Genomic DNA, 15195 nt, shown 5'->3' with positions numbered 1-15195 from the left:
ATACTACCGTTCCAGTTTGTGCAGAAATATTAGTTGTTTATGTAACTAACAACGGCTAATTTGGTCAGATGGCCAACAATAGCAAATTTGATTTGCAGGATTTCCTGCCCTATCTCCTTAATCAAGCAGCCGATGCGTCGAGCCTTGATTTCCAGAGATATTATAAAGACCGCTACGGTATGCTGCGCACAGAATGGCGTGTGTTGTTTCACCTCGGGCGCTACGGGAAAATGACCGCAAAAGAGATTTGCGAACGCGCGCGTATTCACAAAACAAAAGTGTCGCGAAGTGTTGCTGCGCTGGAACGGAAACGGTTTCTGACGCGCACCGCGCTAGAAGATGATCGTCGCCATGAAGAGCTGAGCCTGACGCGTGCGGGCCAAAGCGCTTATGCAGATTTGAGCCGCGAAGCTGCGCGTTTCGATAAAGATCTTGTCAGCCACATTTCGCAAGCCGACCAAGATGTTTTGCGCCGATGCTTGCGTCAGATTGCTGGTTTTTAAAGTTGTAAAGGGCGGGCCATGAGCTAACTCATCATTGATGAGCAGAGAGCCGACATCCTCCCGCGCCCTGCGCATTCCTGAAAAGCGGTTATCGCGTCTAGGGGGACTAAGCGCGATGACCGCCGGAGTTGCGGGCAACATGGCGTTGGGCGGCTTGTCACAATTGGTGCAAGCAAAACGGCCAACAATGCGCGATTTGCTTCTCACACCAAAGAATATCACCCGCATCACTGAGCAACTTGCGCAAATGCGCGGGGCGGCGATGAAGATCGGGCAGCTTGTTTCCATGGATACAGGCGATGTGTTGCCCCCTGAATTGACGCAGATCATGGCCCGTTTGCGCAATGACGCGCATTTCATGCCTGCCGCGCAGCTCAAGCAAGTGCTGAACGCTGAATGGGGCCATGGCTGGCTAAAGAGTTTCAAAAGCTTTGATATTCATCCCATCGCGGCTGCCTCCATCGGTCAAGTGCACCGCGCGGCTCTAAAAGACGGGCGCGTTCTGGCGATCAAAGTACAATATCCTGGTGTGGCGAAAAGCATTGATAGTGATGTCGCCAATGTAGGTGCGTTGATCAAAATGTCGGGCCTGATGCCAAAAGGTTTTGAGCTTGCACCATATATGGAAGAAGCACGCAAACAACTGCATCAGGAGACGGACTACGAGCGTGAAGCGCGGTATTTGAGCCGCTTCTACGAGCTGCTGTCTGGGCGTCCGAACTTCACGTTGCCGGAACTGATTGAAGAATGGAGCACGTCGCAGGTGCTTTGTATGAGTTATGTTGCAGGCACAGACATCGAAAGAACAACGCATTTGTCGCAAGACGCACGCAACGAGATCGCGTCGACACTGATCACGCTCACACTCGAAGAGTTGTTCAGTTTTGGTGTGATGCAGACAGATCCTAATTTCGCAAATTATCTCTACGACGAAGCTACTCAAAAAGTTGTGCTTCTGGATTTCGGCGCGACACAAGAGATCGGATCAGAGATCGTCGCGCAGTATCGCGACTTGTTCAGAGCTGGGTTAAGACGCGACATTGATGCTTTGCAAGCAATCGTACAGAAGATCGGCTTCTTTACCGGCGAAACAAAGGACACGCACAAAGCGCAGATTACAGCAATGATCGAGTTGGTTTTCGATGCAATCACGCAGTCAGAAAGCTACGACTTTACAGACGGCAAGCTTCAAGCAAAAATGCAAGACATGGGGATGAAGCTGGCCAATGACGGTTTTATTCCACCGCCTTTGGGAATCGATGTTCTGCTTTTACAGCGCAAATTTGGCGGTATGTTCCTGCTCGCCAATCGCCTTGGCGCGCAGGTTGATCTTAAAAAGTTGATCGAGCGATCAGTGGCTTAGATGTAAAAGATGTAGAAATCGCGCAACTGCTCTGGCGTGAGGTCTTTGGTCTTTTCGACCTCCGCCTCTTTCATGAAGACATGGTTGTCCACAAGGCCTTGGCCAACAGCCGCTGACAGCACCGTATCGCTGCTCAAATCCGCGATCGCACCAGCGAGATCAGAGGCCGCGCCGACGGTAGCATCCGTTTGCTCAAACCCGTCACCGGTTTCCATCGCCTGCAACTCATAGCCGTTCTCAAACCCAAGCAAAGCTGCCTGCAAGACCGCAGCGACAGCTGTATAGGGATTAGACGAAGCATCCGCCATACGGTGCTCTAGCCGCGCCTTTGCACCGCCCTCTGTGCTGACGCGTGTGGTGACATTACGGTGATCGCCGCCCCAGTTTTGCCAGTGACCTGAAAGGGAGGCAGGCTGCAAACGATCATAAGAGTTCGCCGTGGGCGCAATCAAACCCGCAAGCCCCTTGTGATGATGCAAAAGCCCCGCAAGGCAGCCGCGTGCGAGATCGTTTAAGTGATCTGGCCCACCTTTGTCGCCAGACGCGACAGCGTTGTTGCCGTCCTTGTCTGTGAAGGAGAAGTTGATGTGCATCCCGCAACCACCTGCTTCGACGATTGGTTTTGGCATAAAGCTGAGGATCACCCCTTCGCTCAACGCCACTTCGCGCGCCATTTGACGAAAGAGAATGATGTCATCGACAGCGCTCAGCGCGTCATCAAAAGTGAGCGTATATTCGAATTGAGGGCTGTCATATTCTGCTGTGATCATGTCGAGCTTGAAGCCAAGCTCTTCGGCCACATCCCAGATTGCATCGTTGAAACCTCGCGGATCGGTGAACGGACCTGTTCCATAGACCACGCCGCCAAGGCTGTCGTAGGGAACCAGTTTGCCCTCGTCGTTGTGGATAAAGGCAAATGCCTCTAACTCGATCCCGACTTTTGGGGTTAGCCCTTTCGCTTCCCAAGCTGCAACTGCGCGTTTCAACGCACCGCGGGGACACATCGCCAAAGGCGTGCCAGCGGCGTCGTAAAGATCGCCCAGCACGATTTGCGTGCCATTTTCCCAGCAAGGACGGATGTCATCTGCGCTCCAGCGCAGCTCCATATCTGGGAGACCTTCCATCATCATGGAACCGGGAGAGGGCAGCAGATCCTTGTCGTAGTGCACGCCAAAGGTGGATTGACAAAAGCGCGTGTCATGGTCGCCGATCTTGGAATTTGGCAGGTATTTGCCCCGCATAATGCTCAGGTGATCACAAAACACCGCGCGCAATCTATCTTTCATGTCGTCTCTCCCTGTCAGGCGCGCTTGATGCGCACTGGTAATGATTTGATCCCACCAACAAAGTTCGAGCGGAGGAATTTTTGATCTCCATCAGCTTCTATATGGCTGATGCGTTTGCTGAGTTCCTGAAACAAAACGGTGACCTCTAAACGCGCAAGCCACATGCCAAGGCACAGATGCGGGCCGCCCAAGCCAAAGGCGAGATGCTTGTTCGGATTGCGCATCAGATCAACGCGCATAGGGTCGGTGAAATAGCTCTCGTCGCGATTGCCAGAGGCGAACCAGTAGAGCACCTTGTCGCCCTCGCGGATGGTTTTGCCGTGCATCTCATGGTCTTGCGTGGCGGTGCGACGAAAATAGAGCGCGGGCGTGGCCCAACGAATGACTTCATCTGCCATCGTGTCCCAAATCGCGCCGCCCTCTTTCATTTGGCCAAGCAGTTCGGGCTGATGGCACATCGCCTGCATGCCTGCCGAGATAGAGTAGCGCGTTGTGTCATTGCCAGCGGCTACAAGCAGGCAAAAGAAGTTGCGAAATTCGGTCTCGGAAATCACGCTGCCATCGGGGCTGGGTTGCAAGATCAAATGCAGGATGCCGTCGGTTTCGCCGCTGGCGTTTTTCTTCTCCATCAGATCCTTGGCGTAGGCATATAGCTCTGCACCAGCGGGCGAGTTGAACGGCATCATGCGAAATTCATCCGTGCTCATTTTGTCCATCACATGAGCGGTGAAATCAGGGTCCGTATTGGCGATCAACGCGTCGCCCTTTTCTACGAGCCATGGTAGGTCCTCGTCGGGTGTTCCAAGGATGCGGCCCAGCATGCGCATTGGCAATTCGCGCGCGATGGTCTTGGTTGCATCAAAGCTTTCGTTTTGCAGAACCTCGTCGAGAATATCAGTGCTGATCGCGCGCAGATCCTCTTCAAATTGCTCAATGACCCCTTTGGAAAACGCCTTCGCCAGTTTGATCCGCATTTGCATATGCTCGGGCGGATCGGTCTCTTGAAAGGTGCGCCGTGCGAGGTATTCCTCGTAACTTTGATCCTCCATCCGGATGCCTTGGGCCGAAGAAAACACTTTTGTGTTGCGGTTCATTTCTAGAATGTCGTCGTAACGCGTAATCGACCAAAACCCTTTACCACCGCCCCATTCTGTCCAACTTACAGGGTCATCGCGGCGCAACCGTGCGAAGGTGTTGTGCGGCGCGCCATTCATAAACGTGTCGTGGCTGGTCAGGTCAGCAAATCCATCGTCAGTGGGCGTCCAGATCGTCATTTCGTTGGCCTTGGTTTTGCTCTAGGTTTCAAAACCATAAATAGATGACTTCAAAAGGAAAGCCCTTTCATGCAGCTCGCGGTTTTGATGACCAACACGGATGAAAGTGAATTTGCACAAAGGCATCCGAAAGATGGCGAGAAGTTTGCGGATTTGGTCCATTTGGTGCGCCCGGAATGGCAGGTGACTTCGTTTTCGGTAAAGGACGATGTGTTCCCCGATGACATTGATGCGTTTGATGGTGTTATGATCACCGGTAGTCCCGCGTCGGTGCATGACACTGATCCATGGGTTGCACGGTTGCTCGATCTGATCCGCGAGATTTACGCCGCGCGCATTCCGATGTTTGGCGCATGTTACGGTCATCAAGCGATTGCACTCGCACTAGGTGGAACGGTCGAGGCAAATCCAGCAGGTTGGGTCTTTGGTGTTGCGCATTCTGAGGTGTGCAAACAGGTCGCTTGGATGTCGCAGCTTCCTAGCCCCTTCGCGCAATACGCCGCGCACGTTGAGGCGGTGACGGGTTTACCTGATGGCGCAGAGATTCTGAGCGTATCAGAGGCCTGCGCGATCACAGGGTTTCACATTGAAAATAAGGTCTTCACGACGCAAAATCATCCAGAGATGAGCCATGCTTTTATGAGTGCTTTGATCGAGGAATATGCGCCCAAACTGCCTGTCGGTGTCGGTGATGCCGCGCGTGCATCGATGTTGGTGAAAGCTGATACGCAGACCTATGGACAGAGCATCGCGCGGTTCTTTGAGACGCACAAAACATAGCATTAGCTTTTTAACTTCACGTTTGATTAATCTGGTGCCCTTAAGCGTGTCAAAACGCTGGGCGCAGATTGTCGCAGACGCATTGTTCGCGGCGTTTCCACACTACCTCTCTACCAAGACAATAAACTTGGTTTTGAAAACGGAGTAAACTCGGTGGACACGCTTCTGCTCTCTCGCATCCAGTTCGGTGCAAACATCTCATTTCACATCCTCTTCCCGACGATTACGATCGCTTTGGGCTGGATGCTTCTGTTCTTCAAGTTGCGCTTCAGCGCGACGGGGGATCGCAAATGGATGGATGCCTACATGTTCTGGGTGAAGGTCTTTGCGCTTTCCTTCGCGATGGGTGTCGTCTCTGGCATCACTATGTCTTTTCAATTTGGTACAAACTGGCCGGGTTTCATGGAAACCGTTGGTAATGTTGCGGGGCCATTGCTCGCCTACGAGATCATGACGGCCTTTTTCCTAGAGGCGGTTTTCCTCGGGATTATGCTGTTCGGTGCGTCCAAAGTGAAGTCATGGGTGCACACGCTCGCGACCTTCTTGGTGGCGTTTGGCACGACCATGTCGACCTTCTGGATTATCGTTTTGAACTCATGGATGCACACCCCGCAGGGCTACGAGCTGATCGACGGTGTCGTGCATGCAACCAACTGGTTTGAAATCGTGTTTAACCCATCGATGCCATATCGTTTTGTGCACATGATGCTTGCCTCAGGCCTAACCGTCGCGTTCTTGATCGCAGGTATTTCCGCTCTCAGAATGCTATGGGGGGACAAGGGTGAAGACGTGAAATCTGCACTGCGCGTAGGCATCATTGCAGCTGCTGGCTTGATCCCGTTACAAATCCTTGCAGGTGACATGCACGGCTTGAACACGCTGGAATATCAGCCCGCCAAAGTCGCCGCGATGGAGGGAAACTGGGAGACACGTTCTAACGTGCCACTCGTTTTATTCGCCATCCCAGATCAGGAAAATCGCACTAATCACTTTGAAATTTCGATCCCTAATGGCGCATCTTATATCCTGAAACACAAAGCAGACGGTGTGGTTCCGGGCCTTAACGACTTCGTGGAAGAAGATGGCACAATCATGCACCCTCGCGTCTCTGCGGTCTTCTTTAGTTTCCGCATTATGATCGGAACAGGTGTTGCGATGCTGTTGCTCTCTTGGGCAGGAGTGGTGATGTTGCGCAAATATGGCGCAGGAAATATGCCGAAACTTCCGTTGATTGCTTTCAGCGCGATGAGTTTCAGTGGATGGATCGCCACATTGGCAGGCTGGTACACTACCGAGATCGGGCGTCAGCCATGGCTCGTACAAGGTGTCTTGTCAACTAAAGACGCGGTAAGCGATGTGCCTGCTGGCATGGTTTTGAGTACGCTCATCGGCTATTTGGTGATCTACGCCTCACTGATCATCGCATATATGGGCGTCATCACTTACCTCGCGCGCAGGGCGACACGAGGCGAGCCGCTCACGAGCCGCCAGTACCCGCGCGGTGGGACGACTGATGTGCCAGTCTTGCAGCCGGGGAAATGAACATGGACTTTTTCGGAGACCCCGCCGTCTGGCTGCCTTGGACCTTTGCTTCGCTCATGGGCTTGTCGATCTTGATTTACGTTGTTCTAGATGGGTTTGATTTGGGCGTTGGCTTGCTGATGCCCTTGGCCGAAGATGATGAGAAAGACCGTCTCGTTGCCTCGATCGGGCCGTTTTGGGATGCCAACGAGACATGGCTGGTTTTGGCGATTGGTTTGTTGCTCGTCGCGTTCCCACCTGCGCACGGTTTGATCCTTACGGCGCTCTACTTGCCTGTGTTCATCATGCTAGTTGGCCTCATTCTGCGCGGTGTTTCGTTCGAGATGCGCGCGAAAGCCCCTATTGCGCAGAAGCCCCTTTGGAATGGCGCATTCTTTGCGGGCTCTTTGATGGCTTCTCTCAGCCAAGGCTTCATGCTCGGCATGTATGTGATGGGCCTGACATGGACGCTACCGCATGTTGGTTTTGCGTTGCTTACAGCTGTTTTCTTAACCGTTGGGTACAGTTTTATCGGCGCAGTTTGGCTGATCTGGAAGACGGACGGTGCTCTGCAATTGCATTCCGTGCGTTGGGCCAAAGGCGGGATGTGGGGGCTGATCCTTGGGATTGGCTCTATCTCACTCGCGACTCCTTTTGTAAGCACGCGGATCTTTGATAAATGGTTCAGCTTTCCTGAGATACTTTATCTGTCGCCGCTGCCAATTCTCTCAGGCGTGTTGGTCGTATTCCTCTGGATCCAACTCCGCCGCATGCCGTTTGAGAATGACCGCTATTCGTGGACACCTTTTGCAGCCGCGACCGCTTTGTTCACCTTGGCCTACACGGGCATGGCATATTCGTTCTACCCCTATGTGGTGCCGGACAAATTAACCATCTACGAATCTGCGTCGGCACCGGAGAGCTTGTTCATCATCTTGCTCGGCACGCTTTTCGTGCTGCCTGCGATCATTGGCTACACAGTGCTATCTTACTACATTTTCCGCGGCAAGGCGATGGAACTGCGCTACGATTAGAGCTGATAGAACTGCGCAGCGGTGTTTTCAAACACATCGTTGTGCAGACTTTCTGGGATGATCTCAAAGTAGCTCTGCGCGAGGCGATCATAGTCTGAATAGAGCATGTCCACGGGAAAGTTAGACCCGAACATACAGCGCGTTGAACCAAACTGCTCGAGGCAAATTTCTACGACAGGGCGCATGCTTTCAACGGTCCATCCGTGATCAAACATTCCAAGACCCGAGAGCTTGCAAGTGACATTATCGAGATTTGATAGCCCCTCAAGGGCCTTCGCATATGATTTCAAACCTTCAGAAGAGCGATCATGGGGTGAGCCGGCGTGGCACAAGGCAATCTGCGTTTCGCTCGCAGCTTTTGCAATCTCGCTCATCGCGGGCATCAATTCTGGGATAAGCTGCAAATCAAAGGACAGCCCGCGCGCACCTGCAAGTTTCAGCCCTTGCAAAAACGCATCGGATCCGAGCAGTTCGTTAGTCCCCGTCTGCGCATCTTCGCTGGGAGCGCGCCCGATGATTTGTCGCACGCCGCGTACGGTGGATAGCGTCTGGAACCGATCCAGTTGTGCGTTTAGGTCAGGTGCGGTCAAATCACAAAACACCACCTGTGCCATCGGCCACTCAGGATTTGCGTCCGCAATGCTCTGAACCCAACGCGCTTCTTCCCAAGCATCCGCTGCACCGACCTGGATATGCACGGACTTTGTGAACCCTTGCAAACGCGCACTGCCGCTAAACTCATCGAGCAAATAGTTGCGTTGAATAGGGGCCGGATTGCCGAAAAATCGCTCAACACCCGAAGCATTGAGCCAAGGATAATCTACCGTTTTGAGATCCCAAAGATGATGATGCGCGTCAATAAAGCTCATGTCGTTGGCCCTTTCAGCTCGCCCAGAATGTCCACGTCCAACTGATTGAAAAAATGCAGTAAATCGATGAAAATCCAGTTCTCCTTCAGTTTATCGCCTTCGCGTCGATAAATGTCGATCACGCGAAATTCGCAGCTCTTATCGCTTGGTGGCAGCCCCAAGAAACCACCTGTTGGCCTGGCTTTGAAGTTCGGCCACCCAAAGAACCCGCTATAATGACCCTCCGCGATCCGTGCGATGTGACCCGTGCCGGAACGATCACTAAATGCTGCGCGAAACGGACCAGAATGCTGCTTGGCGTAGCGTTCAATCGTGTAGGTCGCGCCGATCCCTGCTGGGCCCCACCAGATCATGTCATCATGCCACGTCAACGCGAGCTCTTCCTCAAGTGGCAAACCTTTTTGCCAAGTCCCCAAGTCGCTGATCATTGCGTTTATGCAAGTCATTGTCTTTTGCCCCTCGGCGGGGTCAGCATCATCAAACAAAAGTGCATCATGGGGGGCAGGACCTGGTTGCACCATATGTGCAGCTGTCTGGCTCTTGAACGGAGAATAGCCCGCCTGCATCATCAGATGCGGGATGTCGAAGTAAAAGGCGGTCTCAGCGATCTTGCCATCCACGACCTTATGGAACTCTGCGTAGCGCAGCATCACCATCTTTTGTGTGGGCTGAATGCCGAGCCAAGGCGCATCAAAAAGTCCCATCAAATGCCCCATGGAGCAGACCCAGACAGAGCCGTCATCACCCATAAAATTGGTACCTGCGAATAAAACATCCATACGCCGTTGCATGCGCGTTATGGCGTATCGGAAAGGCTGCCAAAACAGACGTGAGATTTCATGTACGTCAGTTTGCAAATGGAACGGATGAAATGCGCGCCAAGTGTAGGCGTTCGCGGTATAGCTTCGTAAAATATCTACGATTGCGTCGCCATCTGCAGCATCAAGCGCGGCGTAATAATCTAAAATCAAGCGTTTTTCTGATTGAAATTGGGACATCGTTTTGATCCGTTCAGGCAGCTGTTCTAAGAGGTTTGATTTATGTTGCATTCGTATGCAAGCGCGAAACCGTCATGCTCAAAAGGTTCCGCTTTTCTTTTACAGCAAGGCTTGAGTATGGTCTCTTTGAAGACCGTTGCTTCGTCAAATAAGGATCCGTCATGACCTCTCAAGCAAACACACGCCGCGCGGCGGATCATCTTGTGGATCTTTTGGTGGCGCAGGGCAGCACCCATGTCTTTGGCGTACCCGGTGAGAGCTATTTGCCTGTTTTAGATGCACTCTATGAGCGCGAGGACGAGATCGCCTTTATCACCTGTCGTCAGGAAGGTGGGGCTGCGATGGCTGCGGATGCGCATGCTAAATTGACGGGGCGAGCCGGTATTTGCATGGTCACGCGTGGCCCCGGGGCGACGAACGCAAGCGCGGGTTTGCATGTGGCCTATCAAGATAGCACCCCGATGATTATGTTCATCGGTCAAGTGGCGCGTGAAATGGTAGAGCGTGAGGCTTTTCAAGAGCTTGACTACCGTCGCATGTTTGGTCAAGTCGCCAAATGGGTCGCCGAAATTGATGACCCTTCGCGCCTTCAGGAATATATTTCGAGGGCTTATCGCGTGGCTTTGTCAGGGCGTCCCGGCCCTGTAGTTTTGGCGCTACCGGAGGACATGCTCTATGAAGACATTGCCGTTCCAAAAGCCCCACGCAAAGTGACTGCGCCGCGATATCAACCTAGCGTAGATGCAATGGGCGAGTTGCGAGAGCGGTTAGCGTCAGCGAAAAAACCACTGATCATGGCAGGCGGCGGTGGTTGGACCGAGAAGGGCATAAATGCCCTTGAAAGCTTTGCTCAAAAGCAAGGGCTGCCCGTAACGGTCTCTCTGCGATGCCAAGCGTTGATGAATAACAATCATCCAAATTATGTGGGTCATTTCAGTGTCGGCCCAACGCCGTATCTCAAAGAGGCTTTGGCCGAAACGGACCTGCTGCTCGCGATTGGTCCGCGGTTGGGTGAAATGACGACGCAGGGGTATACATGGCTCAAACCACCTGTGATCGAGCAAGATCTGGTGCATGTATTCCCGCAGCCAGAAGAGCTCGGTCGCGTCTATGAGCCCGCCCTTGGGCTTGCGGCGGATATGGAGAGTTTTTGTGCGGCAATGGCGGATTGGGATCCAATCGCAGAGGCAGATTTCAGCATGCGCACTCAAGAATTGCGCCGAAGGTTCGAGAGTTACATATCGCCCGAAGCCGTCGCTGATGATCCGCTCGCGCCCATCTTTGCACACCTGAACGAAGCGCTGCCCGACGACGCTATCTTGTGCAATGGAGCAGGCAATTACGCTGCATGGCTGCATCGTTTCTATAAATATCGCAGCGCTGGATCACAGCTTGCGCCCACCTCTGGCTCAATGGGATACGGCCTGCCCGCCGGTGTCGCCGCAGCGGTCAGTGCGCCCGAACGCGAGGTCTATGCTATAGCTGGAGACGGGTGTTTTATGATGACCTGTCAAGAGCTTGCGACAGCCGCGCAACACGATCTGCGCCTGACCGTGATCGTAGTCAATAACGCGCGATACGGTACGATCCGTGCGCATCAGGAACGCGAATTTCCGGGCCGTGTGTCAGGTACGGAGATGATCAACCCTGATTTCTGTGACTTTGCGCGTTCCTTCGGAGCGTATGCTGTTCGAGTTGAAAACGTGGATGAATTCAAGCCCGCGCTCAGGGATGCACGTGCGCGCGGTGGGATCAATTTGATCGAAGTGATGCAGGACACCAACCTGATCGCGCCTGGAAAGTGGCTGGCGAAAAGTGGCTAGTCTTGCACGTTGAAGATTGCCCTGATCTGTTGGTCCTGTTCCGCGCTTAAATAATTCGGATGGTGATCTTCTAAAATTGCGCGTGCACGGGTGTTTGCGCGGCTCCAAGCATCCTGCGCACCCGCTTCTGCCCAAGTACGCGGTTGTTCGCGATCCGCGAGTTTGGGGTAGTGGTAATCACGTTCCATCGCTGCGTGGGTTTGGCCTGATCCAAGGAAATGACCATCGCCCAAAATCGCCTCGCAAATCGCATCATAGCCGAGGTTTTCTTCGCTGACCCCGATGCCACGTAACGCGCGGTAGGTCATCGCGTGCATATCGTCATCCAAGACAAACGCTTCGAAACTCGCGCCAAGTAGCGCGGCGGTCATGCCCGAACTCTCATAGATTAAATTGCCGCCCGCGAGGGCCGCTGCGAGCGACGTCATTCCTTTTTCGACGCCGTATTGCGCATCGATGGCTTTGGCGTCGGTCATCGAACACGCCACACCAGAGGGCAAGCCGAGCCAGTTAGAGAGTTGCGCTGAGGCGGCGTTAAGGACGGTTGTTTCGCCACCGCCGCCTGCAAACGCGCCACTGCGTAGATCAATGACCAAAGGCCAATTAGAAAAAATCATAGGAAAGCCTGGCGAAATGACGTTCACCATCACCAAACTCGCCAAGGTTTCGGCAAGCGATTGCGCTAAAAAGCCAGCCAAAGTGGCAGGTGCTGTTGCGCCCGCCTGTGCGGCGGTGATGCAAGACATAGGGATATTATGTTCGATGCATTTGTAAACCACATCCACCGCATCCTCGCCAAAGCGCATCGGGGAAATCACAGGGCTGATGTGGGTTTTAAGGAACGGTTGTCTCGCAAATTTACCGTCACCACCCGCCACGATATCGAACATTTTCACAATTGGATCAACGTGTTGCGCGAGTGTGAATGCTGTTGCGACGGGTTTGCTCGTGTTTTTCATCAGCGCATAGGCGGTGGTCACATCGAGTTCGAAAGGATCCGGTACATCCGTCGCAATACAGCAGCGCGTGAACCAGGCGACATTGTCGAGCGTGTCTTGCAGACGGGTGAAATCATGCAGATCACGCAGGGTCGAGGGACGATAGAGCCCAGTGTCTAGATCCAACGTGTTCACCGCAGCGCCGCCAGTACCAAAGTAAACGTTTTTGCCACCGACGTCGATGGAACGCGCAGGATCGCGGCCATGCAACGTAAAGCGTTTCGCGGCTCCAGAAATCGTATCCTCAACCAGTGTGTTGGGCAGACCAATGCGGCCATTTCCAAGGTCAGACGCGCCAGCCGAAATCAGATCATCCCAAAGCCGTCTAGGGACTTCGCCCATGCCTAAATCGCTAAGCAAACGCAAGGCGGTGGCGTAAATGTCGTGCATGTCCTTTTCGCTCAAAGGGCGATAAAGGCCACCAATTTGACCGGGGGGAGCAGGATTCACAACAGGCGGTGCCGCGCGCTGTTTCAAGCGGGCTTTACGACCGGAGCGGCGAGGAGCATCTGACATTAAAGGCCTTTGCGAAGTGTATCGCGCAACCTTGATCTGCGAGTGCTGTCGAATGCAATAAGTATTCGCGCTTAGCGTTTAGAGTTCATGCTTCCAAGGCGGGTTCGCTCCTTTGCGCGATACGGTAATGCTTGCGGCTTTCATGCCGTAGGACACTGCGTTTTCAGCGTCTTGTTTGCTCAAGTTCGCGATGGCCTCTTTGTTCATCAAGCCTGCTTCGTGCAGCGACGCAAGCACACCTGCATTGAACGTATCGCCCGCGCCGATGGTATCGGAATTGCTCAGATCGACTGGAATTGTGGGGACGAACACGTCGTAATCGGCGTGATATGCTGTCGCACCTTCGCTGCCTTGAGTGATCAAAACCAACTTGGGGCCCTTGGCAAGCAGCGCGCGCGCATTCGTGGCGATGTCGCCGGCACCAGCGATCCATTCGAGATCTTCGTCACTGAGTTTCACGATGTCGCTTGCGCTGACCATCCGCTCAATGCGCGCTCTGAACGAGGCTTCATCGCGCACAAAGCTTGGGCGAATGTTGGGGTCGATCATCGTCACATGGGTATCTGTTGCGCTGAGAAGCATTGCCTCATACGCCTCCGCGCAGGAGCCATAAGCGAGGGATATCCCGCCAAAAAACAGGGCGTCAATATCGTCGGGCAAAGTCGGAATATCGTTGGTCGACAGCCCGCGCAAAGCGGTGTTTTCATCGAAAAACGTATATTTCGCTTGGCCGTTGACGAGTTGCACAAAGGCGAGTGTCGTCGCGGCGTCGCTGATGGGGCAGAGGTCATAGGACACATGGCTTGCTTCAAGATGCGCTTTGAGCTGCGCGCCGAAGAAGTCTGACGACAGACCTGCGAAAAAGCCTGACGGCACGCCGAGGCGACCCAACGCCACGGCCGTGTTCATCACGGCTCCGCCAGAATGAGGCACAAACGCTGCTTGGTCATCGCTCGTTTTGCCCGCAACCATATCGATCAACGCTTCGCCGCAGTTCAAGATCATCGTCTTCGTCCTGTTCTCAAAGTAAAATGTTAGCGCTCACATACACGATTTTCATCGTCGCGCACGCATTTTTGTGGCTGTGACACCATATTCTTTCTTGATTGCTTCGTTCAAGGAGCTGCTAGAGCCAAACCCTGTGGCCACTGCGATTTCCATCATGGAAAGCTGCGTGTCTTCAACCAAAGCGCGCGCACGTTTGGTGCGCAATTGCTTGTAAAAGCGGGCTGGCGTTTGATTGAAAACATCTTTGAACATGCGCTCAAGGTGGCGGGTGGAAACGCCGATATCATTGGCAAGCTCGTAGATGTTGAAAGGCATCTCAAGCGAGTCTTCCATAGCTTTCACCGCTGATCGCACGCGCGTATCAGAAAGAGCAGGGAGTTTGGTGATGTCCTTGGGTTGATCCGCGTGCGCTGTACGAACCATCGGAAGAACCAGTCGATTGCTGAGTTCGGCAACATCAGCAGTGCTAAGCTGAGGCTGCAAAAGCGAGATGATCAACTCTTCGGTCGCGCCTGTTCCAGCTGCCGTGATCACGCTTCCAGATTTCTCTGACAGGCTGTTGGTCAGGTTCGGATGATCGCCGGTTTCCGCCAGCGAAAGTGCGTCGCGCCAATGGGTCGTGACTTTTCCCGTGGGTGATTTCGTGCGTTTGATGTAGGCGGTCGCTGCATCAGAGAGCAAAACGCAAAGGCGCGAGATCCGTGTCATCTGACGCAGGCGCGAAAACCATTGCGCATCACCACCACTATGGCCGCCGACAATTATCAACACATCCGATAGCTCGTGATCTTTCACGACAGGCTCTGCACGCACAATCATACCGCAATCGCCGTTCAAAAGCCCGGGCGTCTCAGAGACATATCGCCAGTGAAAAACTGCACCACCAAGGACTTCATTCGCTATTTTCAACGTGCGCGTGATAGCCGCCGTCTCGTACTCGCAAAACCGATTGCCCACGTAAATTTCAAACGTGTAAAGCGCGCTACGAATAGACGTATCGCGCTCTTGCGGTATGGCACGTTCTGTATTTCGCTCAACTCTGGGCAGCGGACGTCTCCATCGGGCTTTGGCGGTTCAAACAGTGATACAGCGCATAATATCACATTGAAAAGACATCAAATGACCCAAGGTAGTAACGAAATAGAGGCGACGCGCTCGATCCATTGAAGTGCAGGTGTGGCAGAGAACGGGTGATTGCGCTAAATGAGCATCAACACACAGA

General features: G+C 53.4%; 13 protein-coding genes. 6 read left to right on the top strand and 7 right to left on the bottom strand.

Translation table 11 applies throughout. The features are described 5' to 3' along the window. Window positions 1–68 precede the first annotated feature (68 nt). Window positions 69–503, top strand: a complete 435-nt coding sequence (locus PFRI_RS17195; protein ID WP_072631935.1) for a MarR family winged helix-turn-helix transcriptional regulator — start codon at window positions 69–71, stop codon at window positions 501–503. 37 nt (window positions 504–540) lie between these two features. Then, window positions 541–1866 carry an ABC1 kinase family protein gene (locus tag PFRI_RS17190; protein WP_072631934.1) on the top strand — a complete coding sequence of 442 codons (1326 nt, stop codon included), beginning with the start codon at window positions 541–543 and terminating at the stop codon, window positions 1864–1866. On the opposite strand, the gene PFRI_RS17185 is transcribed toward PFRI_RS17190, so the two are convergent. Beyond that, the gene (locus PFRI_RS17185; RefSeq protein WP_072631933.1) at window positions 1863–3152 is read right to left on the bottom strand and encodes a type I glutamate--ammonia ligase; all 1290 of its coding nucleotides are present in this window, start codon (window positions 3150–3152) and stop codon (window positions 1863–1865) included. The two genes, PFRI_RS17190 and PFRI_RS17185, sit on opposite strands and share 4 nt — an antisense overlap. 14 nt (window positions 3153–3166) lie before the next feature. Then, window positions 3167–4426, bottom strand: coding sequence for a cytochrome P450 (locus PFRI_RS17180; RefSeq protein WP_072631932.1), 1260 nt, complete (start codon window positions 4424–4426; stop codon window positions 3167–3169). A gap of 69 nt (window positions 4427–4495) precedes the next feature. On the opposite strand from PFRI_RS17180, the gene PFRI_RS17175 reads away from it, so the two are divergent. The 3 genes from PFRI_RS17175 to PFRI_RS17165 all read left to right on the top strand — a co-directional run bounded on the left by PFRI_RS17175 (window position 4496) and on the right by PFRI_RS17165 (window position 7761). After that, window positions 4496–5206 carry a type 1 glutamine amidotransferase gene (locus tag PFRI_RS17175; protein ID WP_072631931.1) on the top strand — a complete coding sequence of 237 codons (711 nt, stop codon included), beginning with the start codon at window positions 4496–4498 and terminating at the stop codon, window positions 5204–5206. Between the two features lie 153 nt (window positions 5207–5359). Beyond that, window positions 5360–6748, top strand: coding sequence for a cytochrome ubiquinol oxidase subunit I (locus tag PFRI_RS17170; protein WP_072631930.1), 1389 nt, complete (start codon window positions 5360–5362; stop codon window positions 6746–6748). A 2-nt stretch (window positions 6749–6750) separates the two neighbouring features. After that, window positions 6751–7761, top strand: coding sequence for a cytochrome d ubiquinol oxidase subunit II (locus PFRI_RS17165; RefSeq protein WP_072631929.1), 1011 nt, complete (start codon window positions 6751–6753; stop codon window positions 7759–7761). Here PFRI_RS17165 and PFRI_RS17160 read toward each other — a convergent pair. Then, a complete protein-coding gene (locus tag PFRI_RS17160; RefSeq protein WP_072631928.1) occupies window positions 7758–8630 on the bottom strand; it encodes an amidohydrolase family protein in 873 nt (290 codons plus the stop codon). The two genes, PFRI_RS17165 and PFRI_RS17160, sit on opposite strands and share 4 nt — an antisense overlap. Beyond that, complete coding sequence (locus PFRI_RS17155; protein ID WP_072631988.1) at window positions 8627–9628, bottom strand: nuclear transport factor 2 family protein; 1002 nt, start codon at window positions 9626–9628, stop codon at window positions 8627–8629. The genes PFRI_RS17160 and PFRI_RS17155 overlap by 4 nt, the downstream gene beginning before the upstream one ends. Window positions 9629–9789: 161 nt before the next feature. Between PFRI_RS17155 and PFRI_RS17150 the strand changes: the two genes are divergently transcribed. After that, entirely contained in the window at window positions 9790–11451 is a 1662-nt protein-coding gene (locus PFRI_RS17150; RefSeq protein WP_072631927.1) for a thiamine pyrophosphate-dependent enzyme, read from the top strand. Here PFRI_RS17150 and PFRI_RS17145 read toward each other — a convergent pair. The 3 genes from PFRI_RS17145 to PFRI_RS17135 form a co-directional block, all read right to left on the bottom strand. Continuing rightward, window positions 11448–12965 carry a trimethylamine methyltransferase family protein gene (locus PFRI_RS17145; RefSeq protein WP_072631926.1) on the bottom strand — a complete coding sequence of 506 codons (1518 nt, stop codon included), beginning with the start codon at window positions 12963–12965 and terminating at the stop codon, window positions 11448–11450. The two genes, PFRI_RS17150 and PFRI_RS17145, sit on opposite strands and share 4 nt — an antisense overlap. 78 nt (window positions 12966–13043) lie before the next feature. Continuing rightward, complete coding sequence (locus tag PFRI_RS17140; RefSeq protein ID WP_072631925.1) at window positions 13044–13970, bottom strand: carbohydrate kinase family protein; 927 nt, start codon at window positions 13968–13970, stop codon at window positions 13044–13046. Between the two features lie 51 nt (window positions 13971–14021). Further along, on the bottom strand, window positions 14022–14930 hold the full coding sequence (locus tag PFRI_RS17135) for a GlxA family transcriptional regulator (RefSeq protein WP_245812436.1): 909 nt from the start codon (window positions 14928–14930) through the stop codon (window positions 14022–14024). Between the last annotated feature and the right edge of the window lie 265 nt (window positions 14931–15195).

Origin of the sequence: Planktotalea frisia (assembly GCF_001890925.1) — a bacterium.
In the GTDB taxonomy this organism is placed as follows: Bacteria; Pseudomonadota; Alphaproteobacteria; order Rhodobacterales; family Rhodobacteraceae; genus Planktotalea; species Planktotalea frisia.
This window is presented reverse-complemented; position numbering and strand designations above follow the sequence as displayed.

Bases quoted from the DNA above. Each gene is read 5' to 3' on its own strand.
- PFRI_RS17195 (WP_072631935.1), top strand. From the start codon at position 69: ATGGCCAACAATAGCAAATTTGATTTGCAGGATTTCCTGCCCTATCTC.
- PFRI_RS17150 (WP_072631927.1), top strand. From the start codon at position 9,790: ATGACCTCTCAAGCAAACACACGCCGCGCGGCGGATCATCTTGTGGAT.
- PFRI_RS17185 (WP_072631933.1), bottom strand. From the start codon at position 3,152: ATGAAAGATAGATTGCGCGCGGTGTTTTGTGATCACCTGAGCATTATG.
- PFRI_RS17180 (WP_072631932.1), bottom strand. From the start codon at position 4,426: ATGACGATCTGGACGCCCACTGACGATGGATTTGCTGACCTGACCAGC.
- PFRI_RS17165 (WP_072631929.1), top strand. From the start codon at position 6,751: ATGGACTTTTTCGGAGACCCCGCCGTCTGGCTGCCTTGGACCTTTGCT.
- PFRI_RS17140 (WP_072631925.1), bottom strand. From the start codon at position 13,970: ATGATCTTGAACTGCGGCGAAGCGTTGATCGATATGGTTGCGGGCAAA.
- PFRI_RS17145 (WP_072631926.1), bottom strand. From the start codon at position 12,965: ATGTCAGATGCTCCTCGCCGCTCCGGTCGTAAAGCCCGCTTGAAACAG.
- PFRI_RS17160 (WP_072631928.1), bottom strand. From the start codon at position 8,630: ATGAGCTTTATTGACGCGCATCATCATCTTTGGGATCTCAAAACGGTA.
- PFRI_RS17155 (WP_072631988.1), bottom strand. From the start codon at position 9,628: ATGTCCCAATTTCAATCAGAAAAACGCTTGATTTTAGATTATTACGCC.
- PFRI_RS17190 (WP_072631934.1), top strand. From the start codon at position 541: ATGAGCAGAGAGCCGACATCCTCCCGCGCCCTGCGCATTCCTGAAAAG.
- PFRI_RS17175 (WP_072631931.1), top strand. From the start codon at position 4,496: ATGCAGCTCGCGGTTTTGATGACCAACACGGATGAAAGTGAATTTGCA.